Consider the following 17,205-nt stretch of genomic DNA (forward strand, 5'->3'; position numbering starts at 1 on the left):
AAATGAAATGTAATCAATGGACGCAAATGATTCTGAGTGGCACATTTATCCTGATTTTAGGCGGCTGTGCTCAAAAACCGACCAAACCGGTCGCGGTTGATTCATCGATAGAGTATGTCTCCCAGACTTCTCACCAACAGGTGCTCCTTCAGGAAGCCAGGATAGAAAATGAAAATTTACGGGCGGAAATTGGGGCATTAAAAATTCTCATGGCCAAACAAGCGGGTGAACTGCAATCGCTGAGAGGCCATACGAAATCCATTCAGCATCGGGAACAGGATCAGGGGCTTGAGCTGCAACATATTCGTGGAGAACTTCTGGACACTCAGGCCGACCGAGATCAACTGCGAAAGCACAACATGGAACTTGAGGGCCAGGTTGCCAGCATGCCGGATACCACGCAGCTCGTGTCGGATATTCAAATCCTCAACCAATCATTCCAGCAAATTATGACGAGCATGAAACAGCTTTCCACTGATATCACGCTGATTAAGCAGGAACTCCACCAATCCTCAGGTAAGGGACAACCCCTGCAAACGAAACACATAATTCCCAAACCACCATCCTCGTCCATGAATAAACGCATGCCGGATTCCCAAGGACGGATCGTCATTCAAAATGGCGACTCCCTCTGGAAATTATCCCAAATATATGATGTCTCCATTGCCCAATTACATGAATGGAATGACCTCGATTCTGACGTGATTATGACCGGATTCAAAATTCAGGTCACCTCCCCGATGGCATCTCAGCCGAATGCGGTAAACACATCGAGTCATCCAAGTGAGCCAGCGAATTCTCCTGCCATCCCAGAGGCCCTGGCTGAACCGGTACAGCATGAAAGCCTTCCCATACAGGACAATCGTGTGGAAAGTGCCCCTGAGCCGAAACATATACTCTCGCTTGGCAATCCTCATTTACCTGAGTCACCCTAGTGCCCCGGTTTCATTACAAAGCCGCTCGTCCGGATGGAACGATTATTGAAACCGATGGAGACGGCGAAACATCTCAAAGCCTACGCTCTCAACTCGAAGCTCAAGGACTGCTTGTTCTTGACCTGGCAGGCTCTGGCGCCAGGCAGATCGTCTCAGGAAAAAAACGGCAACGTCCTTTAGCGCTGAGAGATTTCCTGATTTTCAATCAGGAATTTTTAGCCCTGCTCAAAGCCGGATTGCCCATGTTGCGGTGCTTTGATCTTCTGGCAGAACGAAACACCCAGGGGGGGTTTCAACAAGCGCTGCAATCCGTCCGAGAGCATATTCGAGGAGGATCGGCCATTTCCGAAGCCATGACCCATCACCCAACCTACTTTCCAGAACTCTATCAGGCTTCCTTACGAGCCGGGGAGCAGGCTGGCAACCTCCCGGAAGTCCTCAGCCGATATATTGCGTATTTAAAAATGCTTATTGGGGTTCGGGAAAAAGTCGTGAAAGCGACCATTTACCCTATATTTTTATTGGGATTCGGTCTCCTGGTGACCATGGGTCTGTTATTTTTTGTGCTTCCGTCATTTGCGGAAGTCTATCAAGAAAGTCGCGTGGAATTGCCCTGGGCCACCCAGCTTTTGATTGATCTAACCCAGTCCGCCACTCAATGGATCATCGGACTGCTGATTTTCTTAGGGCTTGCGGGGATGGTGATCTATTGGTGGAAAAACACCCCTCAAGGTCAATGGCAAATACATTGGTTATTTCTCCATGCTCCGATACTTGGGCCCTTGTTTTTAAAAAATCAAGTGATACGTTTAGCCAGAACGCTGTCAACCATTCTTGGAGGCGGAATCCCGTTGTTATCAGCCCTGCAAGTCACAGCGAAATCCATGCCCAATAAAGTTTTTGCCAAAGCGCTTCAATCAGTCATTGTCCATGTCCGGGAAGGTACCAGCCTCTCCGCGGCATTAAAAAAAGAAAACTTTCTCCCTCGCCTCACTCTGGAAATGGTTGAGGTCGGTGAAACGACCGGTTCACTGGAAGCCATGCTTTTTGAGGTCGCCGAATTTCATGAAGGAGAATTGGATTTTCAATTATCTCGACTGATGACATGGATCGAGCCTATGTTCATCATTCTGATTGGCGTAATTTTAGGAGGGGTGGTCATTGCCCTCTATCTTCCTATTTTCCAAATGGCAGGAGCGGTGTAACGACCCAGTGACCTCGACGAGAGAAAAACCATGACCACACCAGTTAAACGCATGCCATTCGAGGACCTCTTGGTGGAAAAGGGGCTCATCCTGGAACGGGAAAAAGAGACGTTGATCGAAACGGCCCGATCAACCAATCAGACTATTCCCACCATCTTGTTAGAACGAGGCACCCACACGGAAGAGGTGATCGGCCAGGTCCTGGCTGATCAATATGGTTTACCATGGAATACGCTTAAGGAATTTCGTATCCCCTCACCGCTCATGGAGTCCATTCCGGTCGAACTCATGCATCGGTATGAATTCGTGCCCATTGAACAAGAAGGGCAGGTTTTGACCATCGCTCTCGCAAAACCACATGACCTGCGAATGATCGATGAATTGGAGCACCAATTGGGATTTGAGTTGCGATTAGTGGTGACATCTCACTCGGCTATAGCTGAAGCCTTGAGCAATAGCGAAGGCAATAGCCAGGTGCTCACCCGCATCAAAGCGGAATTGGATCCAGTGCTGATTAAAGAAGACGAGAAAGGCGAAGAAATCCTCTCCGTAGAACGGATCACCAAGGACCTCAGCCCGGTAGTCAAACTGGTCAATACGATTATCCTAACCGCCCTGCAAAAGCAGGCGAGCGACATTCATATTGAGCCCACGGAACGCACGGTGGAGGTCAAGTTCCGGATTGATGGCGTCCTCTATTTGGCCATGGATCCTTTTGATACCGGCATTCACCCCTCTCTCATTTCCAGGCTCAAAATCATGTCGGAACTCGATATTGCGGAACGTCGTACGCCGCAAGATGGTCGGTTCAAGCTGCTGCTGAATCACCGAACCATTGATTTCCGGGTCTCCATATTGCCAAGTGTGTACGGAGAATCGGTGGTCATCAGAATTTTGGATAAACAACATATATCCGCTGGGGTCCAGGGGCTACGCCTGGAAGCCCTTGGGTATACCGGAGAAGACCTTCGCCGATTCCGGCGAGCCATCACCCGCCCCTATGGCATGGTGCTGGTGACCGGACCCACAGGAAGCGGAAAAACGACAACCCTGTATGCCGCGATCAATGAGGTGCACTCCGACGAAGATAAGATCATTACCATTGAAGATCCGGTGGAATATCAGTTAAAGGGAATTGTACAAATTCCTGTCAATGAAAAAAAGGGACTCACGTTTGCCAGAGGGCTTCGATCCATTTTGCGGCACGATCCTGATAAAATCATGGTCGGAGAAATCCGGGATTTAGAGACGGCACAAATTGCCATCCAATCGGCACTCACCGGGCATTTGGTCTTTTCTACCGTGCATGCGAATAATGCTTTTGACGTCATCAGCCGGTTTGTGAATATGGGCATTGAATCTTACAATTTTGTGGCTTCTTTGAGTTGTATTCTCGCCCAACGCCTGGTGCGATCCATTTGCCCAACCTGCCGGATCCCCGTCCAGATACATCCTGAGCAGTGCCAGGAATCCGGCATTGAATATGAAGACGTGAAACACCTGACCTTTTTCGAAGGGAAAGGATGCAATGAATGCCACGGTTTAGGTTTCCGAGGTCGAAAAGCCATTACAGAATTTTTAGATATGACCGACTCCATCAAGGAAATGATTTTAAACGAGAAATCTATTTCAGAAATTCGCACGGCCGCTATGGCTCAGGGAATGACCTCGCTACGGCTAGCAGCCCTTGAAAAAGTCTACCGAGGAGAAACGACGCTCAAAGAAATTAATCGGGTCACTCCGATCGAGGAAATCTAATGCATTTTTTCCCCATCTCGGCCCCCACCGTCGCGCTCTCTCTTTCGGATGAGGAGCTATGCCTGGTGGAAATCAAAAAGCATTGGCGTAAAAGTTCGCTCCGACACATCGCCAGACTCCCGCTTTCCCCGGGGGTCCTTAGGCTCTCTTCGACCAAACTCAATATTGCCAATACCGATGAGTTTCTTACTCAACTCAAGGCGCTGGCCAAGCCCTATCGTCGCCCAATTTCCATTGCACTCAGTCTCCCGGATATATGCGCCCGGACGAGTATTTTTGATTTTGCATCCTTTCCCACAAAAAAACCGGAGCAGACGGCACTGGTGAATTGGCGTTTTCAACAGGACCTCAAATTGGATACCTCCCAATCACGGCTGGCCTTCGGTCTCTATGTGCCCACTTCGGTCAGGGATTCCACTTCCCCGGATACCACGGAACATGTCAGAGTGTTAGGCACGGCCATTCGCCATGAAATTATTGAACAATATGAGAATTTGTGCTTAGAGGCAGATCTCATCCCAACTGCTGTTGGAATGTCGGGGCTCGATGTCTTTGATCTGTACCGCCCCAACATTCAGGACCGACTCACGGCTGAAAACTCTTCTCAGTCCTTTCATCCCCCAACATTCATGTTCCTCTTCATCAGTCATTGGGGGTTTACATTTTTGGCCTTTCAGGATGGTAGCCCACGCTTCATTCGCACGAAAGCTCTTGCCATTAAAACGGAGGGCCATGATCATCAAGACCCTTCACTGGAGACTGAGTCGGAGCACGGGGAGACCGGAGATCATCGTCCGACATCGTCAGGAGATCCCTCTTCTGACACACATCGAGATTACGCCACAGGAAATACTCCCTACCCTTCGTATACCGCGATGAAGGTGGAAAAGGAAATCCTGGCAACCCTGCAATATTATTTCGAGATGTTTCCCATATCTGCTGCCACGGCCTCTTCCCCGGTTAATCTATTCATGACCACTGATCTGGCGCTCGGGCAGAGCCTTATGCCGCCTCTCGACCATATTCAACAGACCCTGAAGGCCAGTGGAGGACATGAGCCTCAGATTCGAATCACCCCGCTATCCCCGGCCTCACATTTCCAACTATTGAATACACACCTGGCGGTGAGCCACCAGGAAGAAGCGGCATTACCAGGCTATGCCAGTCTGATGGTGGCATGATGATCCCACGTGTACATAGGAATTTATCTGCACCCGGCATTCCTCTTCTTCAATTGTCCCAATTCGGACTCACCCTTCTCACCGCCGGTGCCCTTGCCCTTACAGCTTCATTCTGGTGGGAGGGAAACTCATTACATGAACAGATTGATGTCCTGGAAGAGCAAGCTGCCGGTGTCGAGACCGCCAACCAACAATTGGTCGCCCAAGCCAGGGCGGCCGGACTTGACCTTTCGCACCAGGCCATTCGAAGCATTCCCTCAAAAGTCACTTTTGTGAAACAGGTTCGTGAACGGGTGGGATTTTCCTGGACACAATTATTGACGGATCTGGAAACAGCGATTCCTTCGGATATCACCCTGAACTCGGTGTCTCTCGATGAAAAAACCGACACAATCCTTCTCCAAGGATCGGCAGCATCTTTACCCGACCTCAATCGACTCATTCACCAGTTAGAGAAGCATGCAGCCTTTCAGAATGTGTTGCTATCGCAGCATTCCACAAAAACTACAAAAGAGGAGCAAGGTGGCTCACATAGCGTATTTTCGCTCACCGTCACCTATGATGTCCGACACCCAACTTCTCACCTGACAGGGGTTCCCAGGCAACGATGAATTCTTTCCAGATCATACAAGGATCAAAGACGACGATCCGCATTTCGAAATATTTAGGTCCGCTGTTCATCGTGACGGTCCTTGCCGGATTGTCATCGGTCGGGATGTTTGCCTTCATCTTTTACCCGGCCCAGGACCGTTTTTACCATATCACGGCACTGAATCAAGCGTCCTTGCATACACAGACAACCATGCAGACAGCCCGGCAGACCCAAACCATTCTATCCACCATGTGGAATGCTCTTCCGGATTCCGGTGAATTCACAGATTTAAGTTTAGACATTGCCGATTTGGCAAAACAAAATCATGTACAAATTCCTGGCATGGGATACGACTTCAAACCCCTCGCCCATAAACTGGCCACAAAAGGCACCTTTGCGTTTGAAGCCGCAGGCCCCTATGAGGCTATTCGAAAATTCATTTTCGAACTGGAGCAACGCTGGCCCTATCTCTTTATCGAAAAACTGTCCGTTGAAACATCTAAAAAACAGAAAGGGGTTATCTTTAAACTGAAGGTCTCCACCTTTCTGAAAGAATTCCCTGAACCGGTTAAAAAAACAAAAGCCTAATGACGAATCAACGAAAATGGCTGGTGTTAGGAGGCTTGTTATTGGCCTGGGGAATGGTGACGATTTTCCAAATGTGGGACTCTACGCCAACTGATCCCCTGCATTCCTCGGCCACTTCAGGGGTGCCACTTCCACCGATTAAAGATCTGGAGTTAGATCCGGCATTTTCTAACCCTCGCCAAACCGCAAAATTCTCTCTACCCCGCAACATCTTTGCACCTCTAGGCATGTCCCAGATCGCCCACCAAAAAAAAATAGACACTCCCCCCACTTCTCGCCTTCCCAAAACAGCACCCTCCCCAGCTCCGCCCCCACCCCCACCCCCAGGTCCCTCTCTGGCCGATCTTGCAGGGCAACGGGCCCGGGAACAACTTAACCAATTCCGGTTCCTGGGATATTTAACCAAAGGGGGGGAAAGCCAGGCATTCCTCACCAATGGGCAAGCCATCTATATCGTCAAGCAGGGAGAGATGTTGGAAGGTCGCGTGCAGGTGAACAAGATCGAACCAGAAACCGTAGTTCTGTCCACCCAGGTGCTGGAAACCGGCTCGCATGTGCAGGCCACCATTCCCTTAACACCCGATACCAGCGGATAATCTCCTTCATAGCGTTTTCCCCCCGCATCTTGGTATTCTTTTCCCACTATGTATGAATGTCGCCGTGTTTCGTTTCTTCGGAATCCTCACCACACCACCTTTTGGTGGGTGCCAGGATTGATGGTATACATTGCCCTATTGGTGTCTCCAGGGCATTCAGCGACATATGACTGTTTTGATGAATCCGGAACACGCGTTTTAACAGACAATCCAGCCCAACTATTTAACTGCACGCTATTGCCAACACAAACCCCTTCTCCCAGCAATCAAGCGTCATCCCCGACTGCAACACTTCAAACAACCCCCAAATCCGTTCCTGACCCGGAACCTCCTGACACCCAGATTTCTACCCAGGTGTCTTCATTGAATGAGGAAGAGCAGGACAGACCTGTTAATCAGGAAATCACCATACCCCTCACCAAAAGTGGAGGGTCATTTGTCGTTCCTGTCATGTTGAATCAAGAACGACCGGCTCAACTCATTGTAGATACCGGTGCCTCCATGACCGTCCTCTCGACTCAGGCCGCCATTGATCTCGGAATCCTGGGAACCACCGACAATGAACTTTTGACCGTCAATACCGCAGGAGGGTCAGTCCAGGTCAATATGAATTATCTCTCTTCCATCACGGTCGGAACCGCACGGGCCACCAATGTCGCCGTAGCCCTTCACGATCTCCCGGATATTCCGGAACACATTGAGGGTCTGCTCGGCATGTCCTTCCTTAAACACTTTCTCGTGACGCTGGATGCGGAGCATGCTCAATTGATTCTCCGCCCCAAGCAAAAACCCTAATCCAAAATACCGTAGTTCCGGGATGTGCAGAATCCCTGGGTCTGTGTGGCATAGCGTTGGTGCGAGGCGAGAGAGGGGCAGATTATGGATTCCTGCTCCAACGCTGTCCCTCCACAAAAAGGACTCTCAAAGATTTTAATATTCGGTCTTCACATTCACGCATGGGCGAAAAAAACCAACCGAAGAAAATTTATGGAGTGTTGAAAAAGACTCGTCCGGTCATGCACTGAGCCCTCTCGAAGAGAAGGCCGCAGACATTTGGACAGATGGAACTGAAAGAGAATTTATGGGTTGGAAGAAACCGGAGGCAAAGCCCCTAAATATGGAAAGGCACCAACCTGGATCATGGAAGAATCGGACTGAAGACGAAAATCCCCGTTTTCAGGACTGACAAAGCCGGGGGCAAATTGTACATCGGTTTTCCCTGCCCTATCCGGAGCCGGTGTGGGTGGAGTTCCGGTCATGACATAATTTCCCTGGTTGTCTGACAAGGCGTTAAAGGCCAGCGTGGTGTGACTCCCCGGAAAAAATAAAAAGCCTACTGCGCTCTGACTAATAATATTTCCCTGCACATCGGCTTGAGCATCGTCATGAAAAGCAGCCCCACCTCCATTCTGAGCCAGGGTATTTTGAATCAACCGGGCTTTGGACTGATCAGTCATCAACACGGCTTCATAAAGACTTCGGGTTATCACATTCTGTCTGAGGGTCACATCAGAGTTTCCTCCGATAACCACGCCATGGTCATTATGGTAAATCAGATTACCCAATAGGGTGCCTGTAGAATCCGCAAATGCCACCCCTGTTGTCTCACTGTCACCAATCACACAATCTTCCAAAAGAACATCCTGCACCTGTTGACTAAACACCATGCCATTGACACGAATCCGTGTTAATCGCACGCCACTGCCATTAAAAATGCCAACTCCCAATCCTCCATGTTGAATCACGGACAGATCTTGAATCGTCACATTCGTTGCCCCATACGGCCATTTACCAATATGAAGAGTCCCGACACGCTTTTTCCCGGTCAAAACTACCAAGTCCATGCCTTCACCGATAATCGACAAACCCTCCTTGCTATGCACAGTAACATCCTCGGCATAGGCTCCCCGTTTAATCAAAATCGTATCACCTGATGCAGCCTGATCAATCGCTTCTTGAATCGAGGTGAAATGCCCTGATCCATCCAAGGCAACCTGCCATACCGAAGAGACAACGGCATCAGAGGGCGCAAGTTCCTCAGAATTGGCAGGCGCCAATCCAGGCAGGACACACAAAATTAGGGCACATAAAAAGAAAACTGGTCGAATGGTGGTCGACATGTGTTGAACTCTCACGGTGTTCATTCTCCCCTGTGATGCTCTTGCCCGTCGATCGGCTCACCCAAACGAAAGGACTCTCATCGAGTCAATAACCCAAGGGGTTTGGCAGGGTCAAGCTGGTGCCAAAATTTTTCCTCATTTATTGTCGCTCCCAACCCCCTATGCTATGGTTGGCTATGGTCGTCGTCGGGTTAACTGGAGGATTGGCATCAGGAAAAACGACCGTCGCCAAGATATTTCAATCCCTTGGAGCCAGGATTATTGACGCCGACGAACTGGCCAGAGCCGTTGTTCAACCTGGAAAACCGGCTTGGAGGGATATCGTTAAGGCATTCGGAACTCAAGTGCTCGCCGAGGACCACACCATCAATCGCCAAGCTCTCGCCGAGATCGTATTTAAATCACCTAAGAAATTACACCTTTTGCAAGCGATCATTCATCCCCGTGTGGCCCGAGAGCAGGCCATACAGGTTAAAAGCATGCGACACAAAGATCCCCATGCGGTTATCCTTTATGATGCTGCGTTATTATTGGAAGCCGGTGCACACAAACGTATGGATCATGTCATCGTGGTCACCGCCGACCGGGCCACTCAGCTCGCCCGCGCCTGCCGTCGTGATGGCCTGACCAAGGCCCAAGCGCTCCGGCGAATCAAACAACAAATGCCCCTTCGGCAGAAGCTCGACTATGCCGACGCCGTATTGGATGGAACATGGGCACGTACACAGTTGCGCCATGCGGTCCAGTCATTGTATAGGACATATGTCAGTGAGGCGAGGTCACGAACGGCCCGCCGCAGCCTCAATACTCCATAGACCGTTCACCTACATGTCTAACTGTAAGGAGTTCACGCATGGTGCATGACGTCATTATTCTGGGATCGGGCCCGGCTGGATTAACCGCCGCCGTCTATACCGCTCGAGCCAATCTTTCCCCCTTGCTCATTGATGGTTCGCAGCCTGGCGGACAATTAACCATCACCACCGATGTGGAAAATTTTCCCGGATTCCCTAAAGGCATCATGGGACCTCAACTCATTCAAGACATGCGGGCCCAAGCCGAACGATTCGGCACGCAATTTCGCCAAGGGCATGTCACCAAGGTAGATCTCCAGGTGCGCCCCTTTCAGGTCACGGTTGATGACGAAGCCACGCTGGCAACCCGAACCCTGATTATTGCGACAGGAGCCTCGGCCAATTTACTGGGCCTGCCCTCCGAAAGCCGCCTCATGGGTCATGGTGTTTCGACATGTGCCACCTGCGACGGGTTCTTTTTTCGTGGCAAAGAGATTGCGGTCATTGGCGGTGGTGATAGCGCCGTGGAAGAAGCCACATTTCTGACAAAATTTGCATCAAAAGTCACCCTCGTTCATCGTCGCGATAAATTGCGCGCATCAAAAATTATGCAGGACCGGGCCATCAACAATGAAAAGATCGCCTTTCAATGGAATAGTGCCCTTGAAGAGGTCCTGGGTGATGACGTCGTGAAAGGAATCCGGGTCCGCAACGTACAAACCAACCAGGTTGAAGAGATTCCGTTATCTGGCGTCTTCGTGGCCATCGGTCATACGCCGAACACCAGCCTGTTTACCGGACTCATCGATATGGACGAGCAAGGCTACATCCGCACTCAGCCAAATCGGTCTACCACCAACGTCCCCGGGGTTTTTGCATCAGGTGATGTGCAGGATTCACATTATCGCCAGGCCATTACGGCTGCCGGATCGGGCTGCATGGCGGCTATCGACGCCGAGCGATATTTAGAATCACTCCACTAATGCTTCATGTCTTAGTGCATTATCATGAACTCGCCCTCAAGGGAGGCAACCGGAAACATTTCGAATACCGGTTAGTCCACCATCTGCGAGGAGCCCTGAAACCCCTGGCGCATGTGCATGTCGCAGCACTCCAGGGACGAATACGGGTGAGCTTCGAGGATGAGGCGGCGTGGCCGCGCTTGCAGGAACAGATCAAGCGCGTATTCGGTATCGTCAATTTTTCTTTGAGCAGAGCCGTGCCGTTGGCTTACGACCAATCCGATCTCACGGTTCTCAAAGATGCGATCGTTGCACACCTGCCCACTCATCCTTATGCCACCTTTCGAGTCAGTGTCAAACGGGCAGACAAGCGATTCGTCAAAACTTCAATGGACGTGGAACGAGAAATCGGGGCCGCCGTCGCCGACCATACCGGCAAGCGAGTCAACCTTTCACACCCCGATATGTCGATTTTTATCGAATTAGTCCCGCCCTACGCCTACTACTCCTATCAACGGGAGGCAGGACCCGGGGGACTACCGACGGGGACCGGAGGAAAAGTTATTTGCCTCATTTCCGGTGGTATCGATTCTCCAGTGGCAGCCTATCGCATAATGAAACGTGGCTGTAAAGCCGTCTTTGTGCATTTTCACGGTCGTCCATATCTTTCACGGGTTTCTGAGGAAAAAGTCCGCGATCAGGTCGCGTTACTCACGAAGTACCAACTGTCTTCCCGTCTTCACCTCATTCCCTTTGGGGATATTCAAAGCCAAATCGTCCTCAACACGCCGCCGCCTGTGCGCGTCGTGCTTTACCGTCGCTTGATGCTCCGCATCACTGCACGAATTGCCGAGCAGGAGGAGGCATGGGCCCTCACGACCGGAGACAGCCTGGGGCAAGTGGCGTCCCAAACGCCGGAAAATATTTCTGTCATTAACGAAGCCACGTCACTTCCCATCCTTCGTCCGCTCATCGGAATGGATAAGTTGGAAATTACGCAACAAGCTCAAGCGCTAGGATCATTCGAGACCTCCATCGAACCGGACCAAGACTGCTGCACTCTCTTTGTCCCAAAACATCCACAAACACGATGCCAGCTACCCCATATCCTCAAAGTCGAGCAAGCCCTCGACATTCCCAAGCTGGTTCAGCAAAGCCTAGAAGGAAAGGAATTGGTCACTTTCTCCCATGCAGAACGGATGGATCGAAGGGCACCACAGTAGAATGCTTCTTCCAGGTTAAAACCACCGCACACCATCAGACAGTACCGGTCCATACTCTGAAAAAACGTTATGATCAATCATATTTAGCGAATTGCTCGAATCCTATGTTCCAGTTGTAGAAAGAGATCATTCTTCAACCCCCTACCCTGGCAATATCATAACCAAAGGAAAATCTTCAGTGAGGAAAACGTGAGCATCATGCCTTCTGTCCTGTTTATCTGGCTCTATCGGGTTTTTTTCGGGTTACTCCTTATTCTAGGCCTATGGGAACCAATAAACCACAAGTTGCACCTTGGACTACCTTCCGCCTGGGCCGAAACAGGCAACATTTCGAAGGAAGAAACTCCCCACGATCACACCGTCCACCATCAGAACGCTGCTCCGCAGGTTGGACAATGGGAAGGCTCCCCGGAAGGGATTGCCTATAGCGAATTCAACCATGCGTTCGTTGGAGTCGGTGTCATTCTGATGGGTCTCAGTGAATGGCAAAGAGTAATGGGCTGGCAGGCATTCATGTGGGTTCGTTGGCTCTTGCCGGGTTCACTAATAGGATCAGGAATCTTCCTGTTGATCTGGAGCGATCATTTGGCATGGCCCATTGGCTCATGGACATTAGCCGAAACCTTATCCGGAAAAGATCCTGAAATGCTGCAACACAAAATATTCGGCATCCTGGCCCTGGCTGTCGGCCTGGTGGAAGGATTCCTTCGGGCTGGGAAATTTTCTCACGTGTTCTGGCGGTCACTTCTGCCGGGTTTTGCACTGGTCGGTGGGCTTATGTTGTTTCGCCACATGCATGGCCTTCACCCAGGCGGCCATGACATTCAGACTCACCATAACATCATGGGCACATTGGCCCTGGCAGGCGGTCTAGCCTGGTTTGCCAGCGAGTTCATACCACGATCTCATGCTGGGATGCAGACCACCTCCCGCGTCCGATTTGCATTCAAAATCCTCTGGGCTCTCCTGGTCACCACCATCGGCGTGCAACTACTCTTCTACACAGAGTCCTAGGAAAGACCCTGCCAAATTATTCTAGGGAAGAATTAGATATCGATTCCCACATACGGCATGCCAACATACCTAATGAGTCACACCAATTGACGCTGCCATCGATCTTATGGCTCAAAGACAAATGCGAATCAGCCGTGACCAGAGACCAATCTTTGTCGTACGCTCAAACGGTTGATCTTCAACCCATTGGCTTTAACAAGGCCAATCAATGAATGATACCCCATTAACATAGAATCCCTGGGCCTAAACGCGTTGACAACCGAAGCCTCGCGTCCTCGGCAAGAAGACCAGTCAGGCACACACGAATGTGTTACTCCTTCTAAGGAAAAATGTGACCTAACTGTGCGTATCATGAATGGGCATGGGAGTGTCCGGACTATGGTTGATTACCGTAACCCGTCCTGACAGGAATCAACTATTTCATACCTTCCGCACACCATCCCATCGCCAAAATGGCACACGCCACAGCTTCATCATGACCACTGCCAAGGCTGGCAAAAAGTGCGAGTTCGCACCACACGCGCCTCTTAAAACCGCTCACTGAATCCCGATAAGTAAAGGGGCAAATTTTTTCTGGGTTCTGCTCCTGTGGGGACGACACGTCCACAGTCTTTCTTCTAGGGCATCTATTATGCAATGAATTTTCCGATACTCTTACTCATTCTCCCGAAAAATAGAGACAACCCTCGAGACTAAATACAGGAATCACGATTCCAGTGTTCTGGGACACAAATCTGACAACCTGGGACTGTTCCAGATGAAGAGAAAACTTGCCGACCGTCGTTGAAGACGTCAGCCAGAAAGCAGAGGAAGGTCAACGTCTCCAACTGGTCATCGGCATGACCCGGATGAAACTGGATAAGGTGCCAAGTACAACACGTATCGCTCCCCTCGAACGCAACGGGACCTTCTTGACAGGACCCGGTATCGGCCACACACTGATGGAGTATTATTTTCAGCATTTCCCTGAGCAATGGATCGGGGCGGTCCATACCTATGTACGTTCCTATCAGAATGAACCACCATGGCACCCATGGTGGCTTTCTCCATTCTTGCCAAGTGAGCACTTCCGCGCCGGTCTTCTGGTGTTCGCATAATGGCTGTTAGTTATCCATATTTCTTGAAGGAGGGTGCGATGAGGGCCATTGAGATCATGAAGCAGATCATCTCCAAGACGGCTTCTTTCGTCGTCACGCGGTTCTGGGAAGGAGGAAGGTGATGCCCATCCTCTCCACACCACAATCTGTCAGCCTAGACCAGCTCAAGGAGGAGGTAGATATTCACGACTTGAGCATAGGGCAACGCATCGACTGGCTCGTCGAATTTTCTCGTCAACACTCCAGGGAATTCCAAAGTCCCGAAGCATGGCTCGCGCGCAGCCGGTACGTCGCCCAGCACCCGACCGCGATCGCCGCATTCATGTGCATGGATGGGCGCATCAATATTCCCGTCGCCACGAACACCCCACGCGGCATTATTTTCCCCTTTCGTAATCTAGGTGGGCGTTTTAACCTGGGGTGGCCACACCTCGGCGAAGTCATAACAGAGCATGTGCAGAGTATGGTCAGACAAGGCCGCCGCACCCTGGCGCTCATTACCTACCATTATTCCAAAGGCCATCCCCACCGCGGATGTGCCGGATTTAATTATGACACCGTCGCCGCACGTACTTACAGTCTTGGTATCAAACAACAGATGGAGGCGGTCTTCGGTACTGGGCATGACACGATGTATCCGATCGTATGTGGGTTTGAGACCGACGAAGACGCTTTAATCCTCCACGGCACGAAAGAAGACTTCTTAGATCTCTCCTCTGTATCCCCCCTCGATCAGGACTACTTGCCCGCTTTGCTGGAAAAGTTGTATCCCGACATGCCCCAACAGATCCTTCAAGACCTGTTGCCTTTAGTGCGTGACAACATCACCCATGTCGCCAACATCAAGCGAACCAACCGCCAACTCAATATCGAGCATCGCGAATGGGTCATTTGCGTAGGACGAGGCTTCGATTGGCTGCATACCTCCAATCTGGCGCTCATCATCGGACCCTACAGCCCGGACCTCGCCGACCCTATTCGAAAAGCCGCAGGCATCATTGAGGCCAACATGCAAACAGGACGTATCCCAGATGATGGCTTCCTGCTACTCGCCAAGGCGCCTTACCATGAAACCGGTGTTGACCGCGCCTGCGCCGAACTCAAGAGCGCGTTCCTGTCAGGATTTGCCACCGAGGTCATCCGCACGGAATTTCCGAAACTGGCCGAGAAGATGCACGTGCGCACGGCCGTCCTCGCCTGGCAATCACGGGTGATGGAAATGATTGATGGTCGGATAGGAATTTGACGATCCCCTTCAGAATCCTTCGCTTCTACTCCAGGGATAATCAATAACCGGCACCCTGACACGGGAATGAAACTCCCAACTTACTTGGGAGTCTTGCCTCCAGAAAGATGTATTTCCGGACCCTCCGAGATTCCACAGGAACATGGTATGTTACTGATAGATCCATTGATATGTGAGGGAGTGCTTTTGCAACCCTCTGAATGAGGCCAACATGAAGGTATGGCCAATGCGGTATCCTCACTTGTGTATTGCCTCACATCCACCATCGTATAGGTAAACCATGAAAAAACTGTATGTCTCACAAAGCCTCATCGAAGTGGAATCCCGAAAAGAACTGTTGGATCAGGCCCAGATACCGTCCACGATCAAGAACCAACGCTCAGCGATGTTGGGAGGGGAAGTGCCATTTGTTGAAGTCTTCCCCGAATTGTGGGTGCTGAAAGACGAGGACCTTGACCGCGCCCGGACCTTACTCAATGACTGGGAGTGCGCTAAACCTCTGGAAGCAACGAAATGGACCTGCTCCGGATGCGGAGAACTGCATCAAAAAGAATTCACCACATGCTGGAAGTGCGGGCTGGAAAGACGGTAAGAGAATTCAGCCTGGCCTCACCAAGACTATTTCATCTTGACCAAGATTTTTTTACCGTTGGCTCAGGAGGCCGGTCTGGTTTAAGCTGAACCAAGACTTCATGTGTGCCTCCAATCTCTACACATGGATATCTATTTTTTTACAGTCCCATGTCTTTCACAAAAGTAATCAACGGCAGCATTTTTATTTCGTTGCTTCTTGGGCTGCCTCCTCTGGGGATTGTCTTATCTGGCCAAGCGCTTCCTCACGATTTGACTCTATTACCCATTCCTCTGCAATCAGGAGACGCCTCTCTTTCCTGGCCGGTCTTCGGACTCCTGGCCCTGTTCATCTCCGCAACGGTTGCCCCGTTTCTTTGGCGATACGGGAAAACCCGTTCCCACAGCCCATGCAAATCCGCCTCTGCCAAAGAGTTTCCCTGGTGGGGATGGATGGCCGTAGGATGGACGACTTTCGCTTCAATCCTCGCGTGGACGCGTTTTTCCTGGTTCCAGGAATGGCAACCCTATACCTTCCCGCTCCTTTGGTTCGGCTATATTGTCGTCATCAATGCCTTATGCTTTTCTCGAACCGGCAGGTGCATGATCACCCACCAGCCCGCTTATCTTTTCAAACTCTTTCTCCTCAGTGCAGGCTTCTGGTGGACGTTTGAATATCTTAATCAGTATGTACAGAACTGGCACTATGTCGGTCTGGTATCAACTCAACCGCTTCTGACCTATTCCTGGTTCACTCTTTCATTTTCGACGGTTCTACCCGCCGTTCTGGGTACCTATGAATACCTGTCTTCCATTTCTTGGATAAGAGCACCATTTGAAAACTGGCTGGCCATCTCTTCAGTCAATGAATCGCACACCGGCTGGCTGATGTTCAGCCTTGGTTGTTTCGGGCTTGTAATGATTGGGATTTGGCCCACGCTGCTGTATTCTCTTCTCTGGGTGGGTCCGCTCCTGATCATGTTAGGCATACAAATAATACGGAGGGTTCCAACCCTTCTGTCCCCATTAGCCAAAGGAAACTGGAGTCCCCTGGTTCTTTCGGCTCTGGCAGCCCTGGTCTGTGGAGGCTTTTGGGAAATGTGGAATGCCGACAGCCTGGTCCATTGGGAATATTCGATTCCCTACGTCCACGCACTCCAGATGGGGGAAATGCCGATCCTCGGTTATGCCGGCTATTTGCCATTCGGGATGGAATGTCTGACGATTACAGCCTTTTTTCTGGAAAATCAGTTCCGTCGAGGAGAGACCTATGCGGAAGCCCTAGCAAGCTAATCAAGGCCGTATGAGGTTATTCCTCCTGAGT

The 17,205-nt window shown here is 50.7% G+C and carries 17 protein-coding genes and 1 pseudogene; 17 read left to right on the top strand and 1 reads right to left on the bottom strand.

Features of this window, described 5'->3' with window-relative positions; genetic code table 11:
- The first annotated feature begins 2 nt into the window (after positions 1–2).
- From LX98_RS09400 to LX98_RS09440, 9 genes and pseudogenes are all read left to right on the top strand, one after another.
- Complete coding sequence (locus LX98_RS09400) at positions 3–935, top strand: LysM peptidoglycan-binding domain-containing protein (RefSeq protein ID WP_496428650.1); 933 nt, start codon at positions 3–5, stop codon at positions 933–935.
- Positions 935–2,140, top strand: coding sequence for a type II secretion system F family protein (locus tag LX98_RS09405; RefSeq protein WP_496428651.1), 1,206 nt, complete (start codon positions 935–937; stop codon positions 2,138–2,140). Before LX98_RS09400 ends, LX98_RS09405 begins: the two co-directional genes overlap by 1 nt.
- 51 nt (positions 2,141–2,191) lie before the next feature.
- A pseudogene (locus LX98_RS09410) lies at positions 2,192–2,593 on the top strand (GspE/PulE/PilB domain-containing protein); the annotation flags it as partial.
- 54 nt (positions 2,594–2,647) lie between these two features.
- On the top strand, positions 2,648–3,898 hold the full coding sequence (locus LX98_RS09415) for an ATPase, T2SS/T4P/T4SS family (RefSeq protein ID WP_496430586.1): 1,251 nt from the start codon (positions 2,648–2,650) through the stop codon (positions 3,896–3,898).
- A complete protein-coding gene (locus LX98_RS09420) occupies positions 3,898–5,079 on the top strand; it encodes a type IV pilus biogenesis protein PilM (protein ID WP_496428652.1) in 1,182 nt (393 codons plus the stop codon). Before LX98_RS09415 ends, LX98_RS09420 begins: the two co-directional genes overlap by 1 nt.
- A complete protein-coding gene (locus LX98_RS09425; RefSeq protein ID WP_496428653.1) occupies positions 5,076–5,690 on the top strand; it encodes a PilN domain-containing protein in 615 nt (204 codons plus the stop codon). Before LX98_RS09420 ends, LX98_RS09425 begins: the two co-directional genes overlap by 4 nt.
- Complete coding sequence (locus LX98_RS09430) at positions 5,687–6,259, top strand: hypothetical protein (RefSeq protein WP_496428654.1); 573 nt, start codon at positions 5,687–5,689, stop codon at positions 6,257–6,259. The genes LX98_RS09425 and LX98_RS09430 overlap by 4 nt, the downstream gene beginning before the upstream one ends.
- Positions 6,259–6,855 (top strand): hypothetical protein, encoded by a 597-nt coding sequence (locus LX98_RS09435; protein ID WP_496428655.1) that lies wholly within the window; start codon positions 6,259–6,261, stop codon positions 6,853–6,855. The genes LX98_RS09430 and LX98_RS09435 overlap by 1 nt, the downstream gene beginning before the upstream one ends.
- 120 nt (positions 6,856–6,975) lie before the next feature.
- The gene (locus LX98_RS09440; RefSeq protein ID WP_496428656.1) at positions 6,976–7,650 is read left to right on the top strand and encodes a retroviral-like aspartic protease family protein; all 675 of its coding nucleotides are present in this window, start codon (positions 6,976–6,978) and stop codon (positions 7,648–7,650) included.
- Between the two features lie 284 nt (positions 7,651–7,934).
- Here LX98_RS09440 and LX98_RS09445 read toward each other — a convergent pair whose 3' ends face one another.
- Positions 7,935–8,975, bottom strand: coding sequence for a pectinesterase family protein (locus LX98_RS09445; protein WP_496428657.1), 1,041 nt, complete (start codon positions 8,973–8,975; stop codon positions 7,935–7,937).
- Between the two features lie 119 nt (positions 8,976–9,094).
- On the opposite strand from LX98_RS09445, the gene coaE reads away from it, so the two are divergent.
- The 8 genes from coaE (at position 9,095) to LX98_RS09485 (ending at position 17,174) form a co-directional block, all read left to right on the top strand.
- Positions 9,095–9,790, top strand: coding sequence for a dephospho-CoA kinase (gene coaE, locus LX98_RS09450; RefSeq protein WP_496428658.1), 696 nt, complete (start codon positions 9,095–9,097; stop codon positions 9,788–9,790).
- A gap of 41 nt (positions 9,791–9,831) precedes the next feature.
- Entirely contained in the window at positions 9,832–10,752 is a 921-nt protein-coding gene (trxB, locus tag LX98_RS09455; RefSeq protein ID WP_496430587.1) for a thioredoxin-disulfide reductase, read from the top strand.
- Complete coding sequence (thiI, locus tag LX98_RS09460) at positions 10,752–11,954, top strand: tRNA uracil 4-sulfurtransferase ThiI (protein ID WP_496428659.1); 1,203 nt, start codon at positions 10,752–10,754, stop codon at positions 11,952–11,954. The genes trxB and thiI overlap by 1 nt, the downstream gene beginning before the upstream one ends.
- A gap of 198 nt (positions 11,955–12,152) precedes the next feature.
- Positions 12,153–12,968 (top strand): hypothetical protein, encoded by an 816-nt coding sequence (locus LX98_RS09465; RefSeq protein ID WP_496428660.1) that lies wholly within the window; start codon positions 12,153–12,155, stop codon positions 12,966–12,968.
- 770 nt (positions 12,969–13,738) lie between these two features.
- Positions 13,739–14,065: a hypothetical protein gene (locus LX98_RS09470; protein ID WP_496428661.1), complete on the top strand. Its 327-nt coding sequence runs from the start codon at positions 13,739–13,741 to the stop codon at positions 14,063–14,065.
- Between the two features lie 121 nt (positions 14,066–14,186).
- Positions 14,187–15,311 carry a hypothetical protein gene (locus LX98_RS09475; protein WP_496428662.1) on the top strand — a complete coding sequence of 375 codons (1,125 nt, stop codon included), beginning with the start codon at positions 14,187–14,189 and terminating at the stop codon, positions 15,309–15,311.
- Between the two features lie 280 nt (positions 15,312–15,591).
- The gene (locus tag LX98_RS09480) at positions 15,592–15,903 is read left to right on the top strand and encodes a putative signal transducing protein (RefSeq protein ID WP_496428663.1); all 312 of its coding nucleotides are present in this window, start codon (positions 15,592–15,594) and stop codon (positions 15,901–15,903) included.
- A 149-nt stretch (positions 15,904–16,052) separates the two neighbouring features.
- Entirely contained in the window at positions 16,053–17,174 is a 1,122-nt protein-coding gene (locus tag LX98_RS09485; protein ID WP_496428664.1) for a hypothetical protein, read from the top strand.
- Positions 17,175–17,205: the final 31 nt, after the last annotated feature.

Source organism: Nitrospira marina (assembly GCF_059568365.1).

What these genes read in the sequence shown, in the direction of transcription:
- LX98_RS09400 (WP_496428650.1), top strand. Translation starts at nt 3, where the DNA reads ATGAAATGTAATCAATGGACGCAAATGATTCTGAGTGGCACATTTATC.
- LX98_RS09420 (WP_496428652.1), top strand. Translation starts at nt 3,898, where the DNA reads ATGCATTTTTTCCCCATCTCGGCCCCCACCGTCGCGCTCTCTCTTTCG.
- LX98_RS09425 (WP_496428653.1), top strand. Translation starts at nt 5,076, where the DNA reads ATGATGATCCCACGTGTACATAGGAATTTATCTGCACCCGGCATTCCT.
- LX98_RS09430 (WP_496428654.1), top strand. Translation starts at nt 5,687, where the DNA reads ATGAATTCTTTCCAGATCATACAAGGATCAAAGACGACGATCCGCATT.
- LX98_RS09435 (WP_496428655.1), top strand. Translation starts at nt 6,259, where the DNA reads ATGACGAATCAACGAAAATGGCTGGTGTTAGGAGGCTTGTTATTGGCC.
- LX98_RS09440 (WP_496428656.1), top strand. Translation starts at nt 6,976, where the DNA reads ATGGTATACATTGCCCTATTGGTGTCTCCAGGGCATTCAGCGACATAT.
- LX98_RS09445 (WP_496428657.1), bottom strand. Translation starts at nt 8,975, where the DNA reads ATGTCGACCACCATTCGACCAGTTTTCTTTTTATGTGCCCTAATTTTG.
- thiI (WP_496428659.1), top strand. Translation starts at nt 10,752, where the DNA reads ATGCTTCATGTCTTAGTGCATTATCATGAACTCGCCCTCAAGGGAGGC.
- LX98_RS09465 (WP_496428660.1), top strand. Translation starts at nt 12,153, where the DNA reads ATGCCTTCTGTCCTGTTTATCTGGCTCTATCGGGTTTTTTTCGGGTTA.
- LX98_RS09475 (WP_496428662.1), top strand. Translation starts at nt 14,187, where the DNA reads ATGCCCATCCTCTCCACACCACAATCTGTCAGCCTAGACCAGCTCAAG.
- LX98_RS09480 (WP_496428663.1), top strand. Translation starts at nt 15,592, where the DNA reads ATGAAAAAACTGTATGTCTCACAAAGCCTCATCGAAGTGGAATCCCGA.
- LX98_RS09485 (WP_496428664.1), top strand. Translation starts at nt 16,053, where the DNA reads ATGTCTTTCACAAAAGTAATCAACGGCAGCATTTTTATTTCGTTGCTT.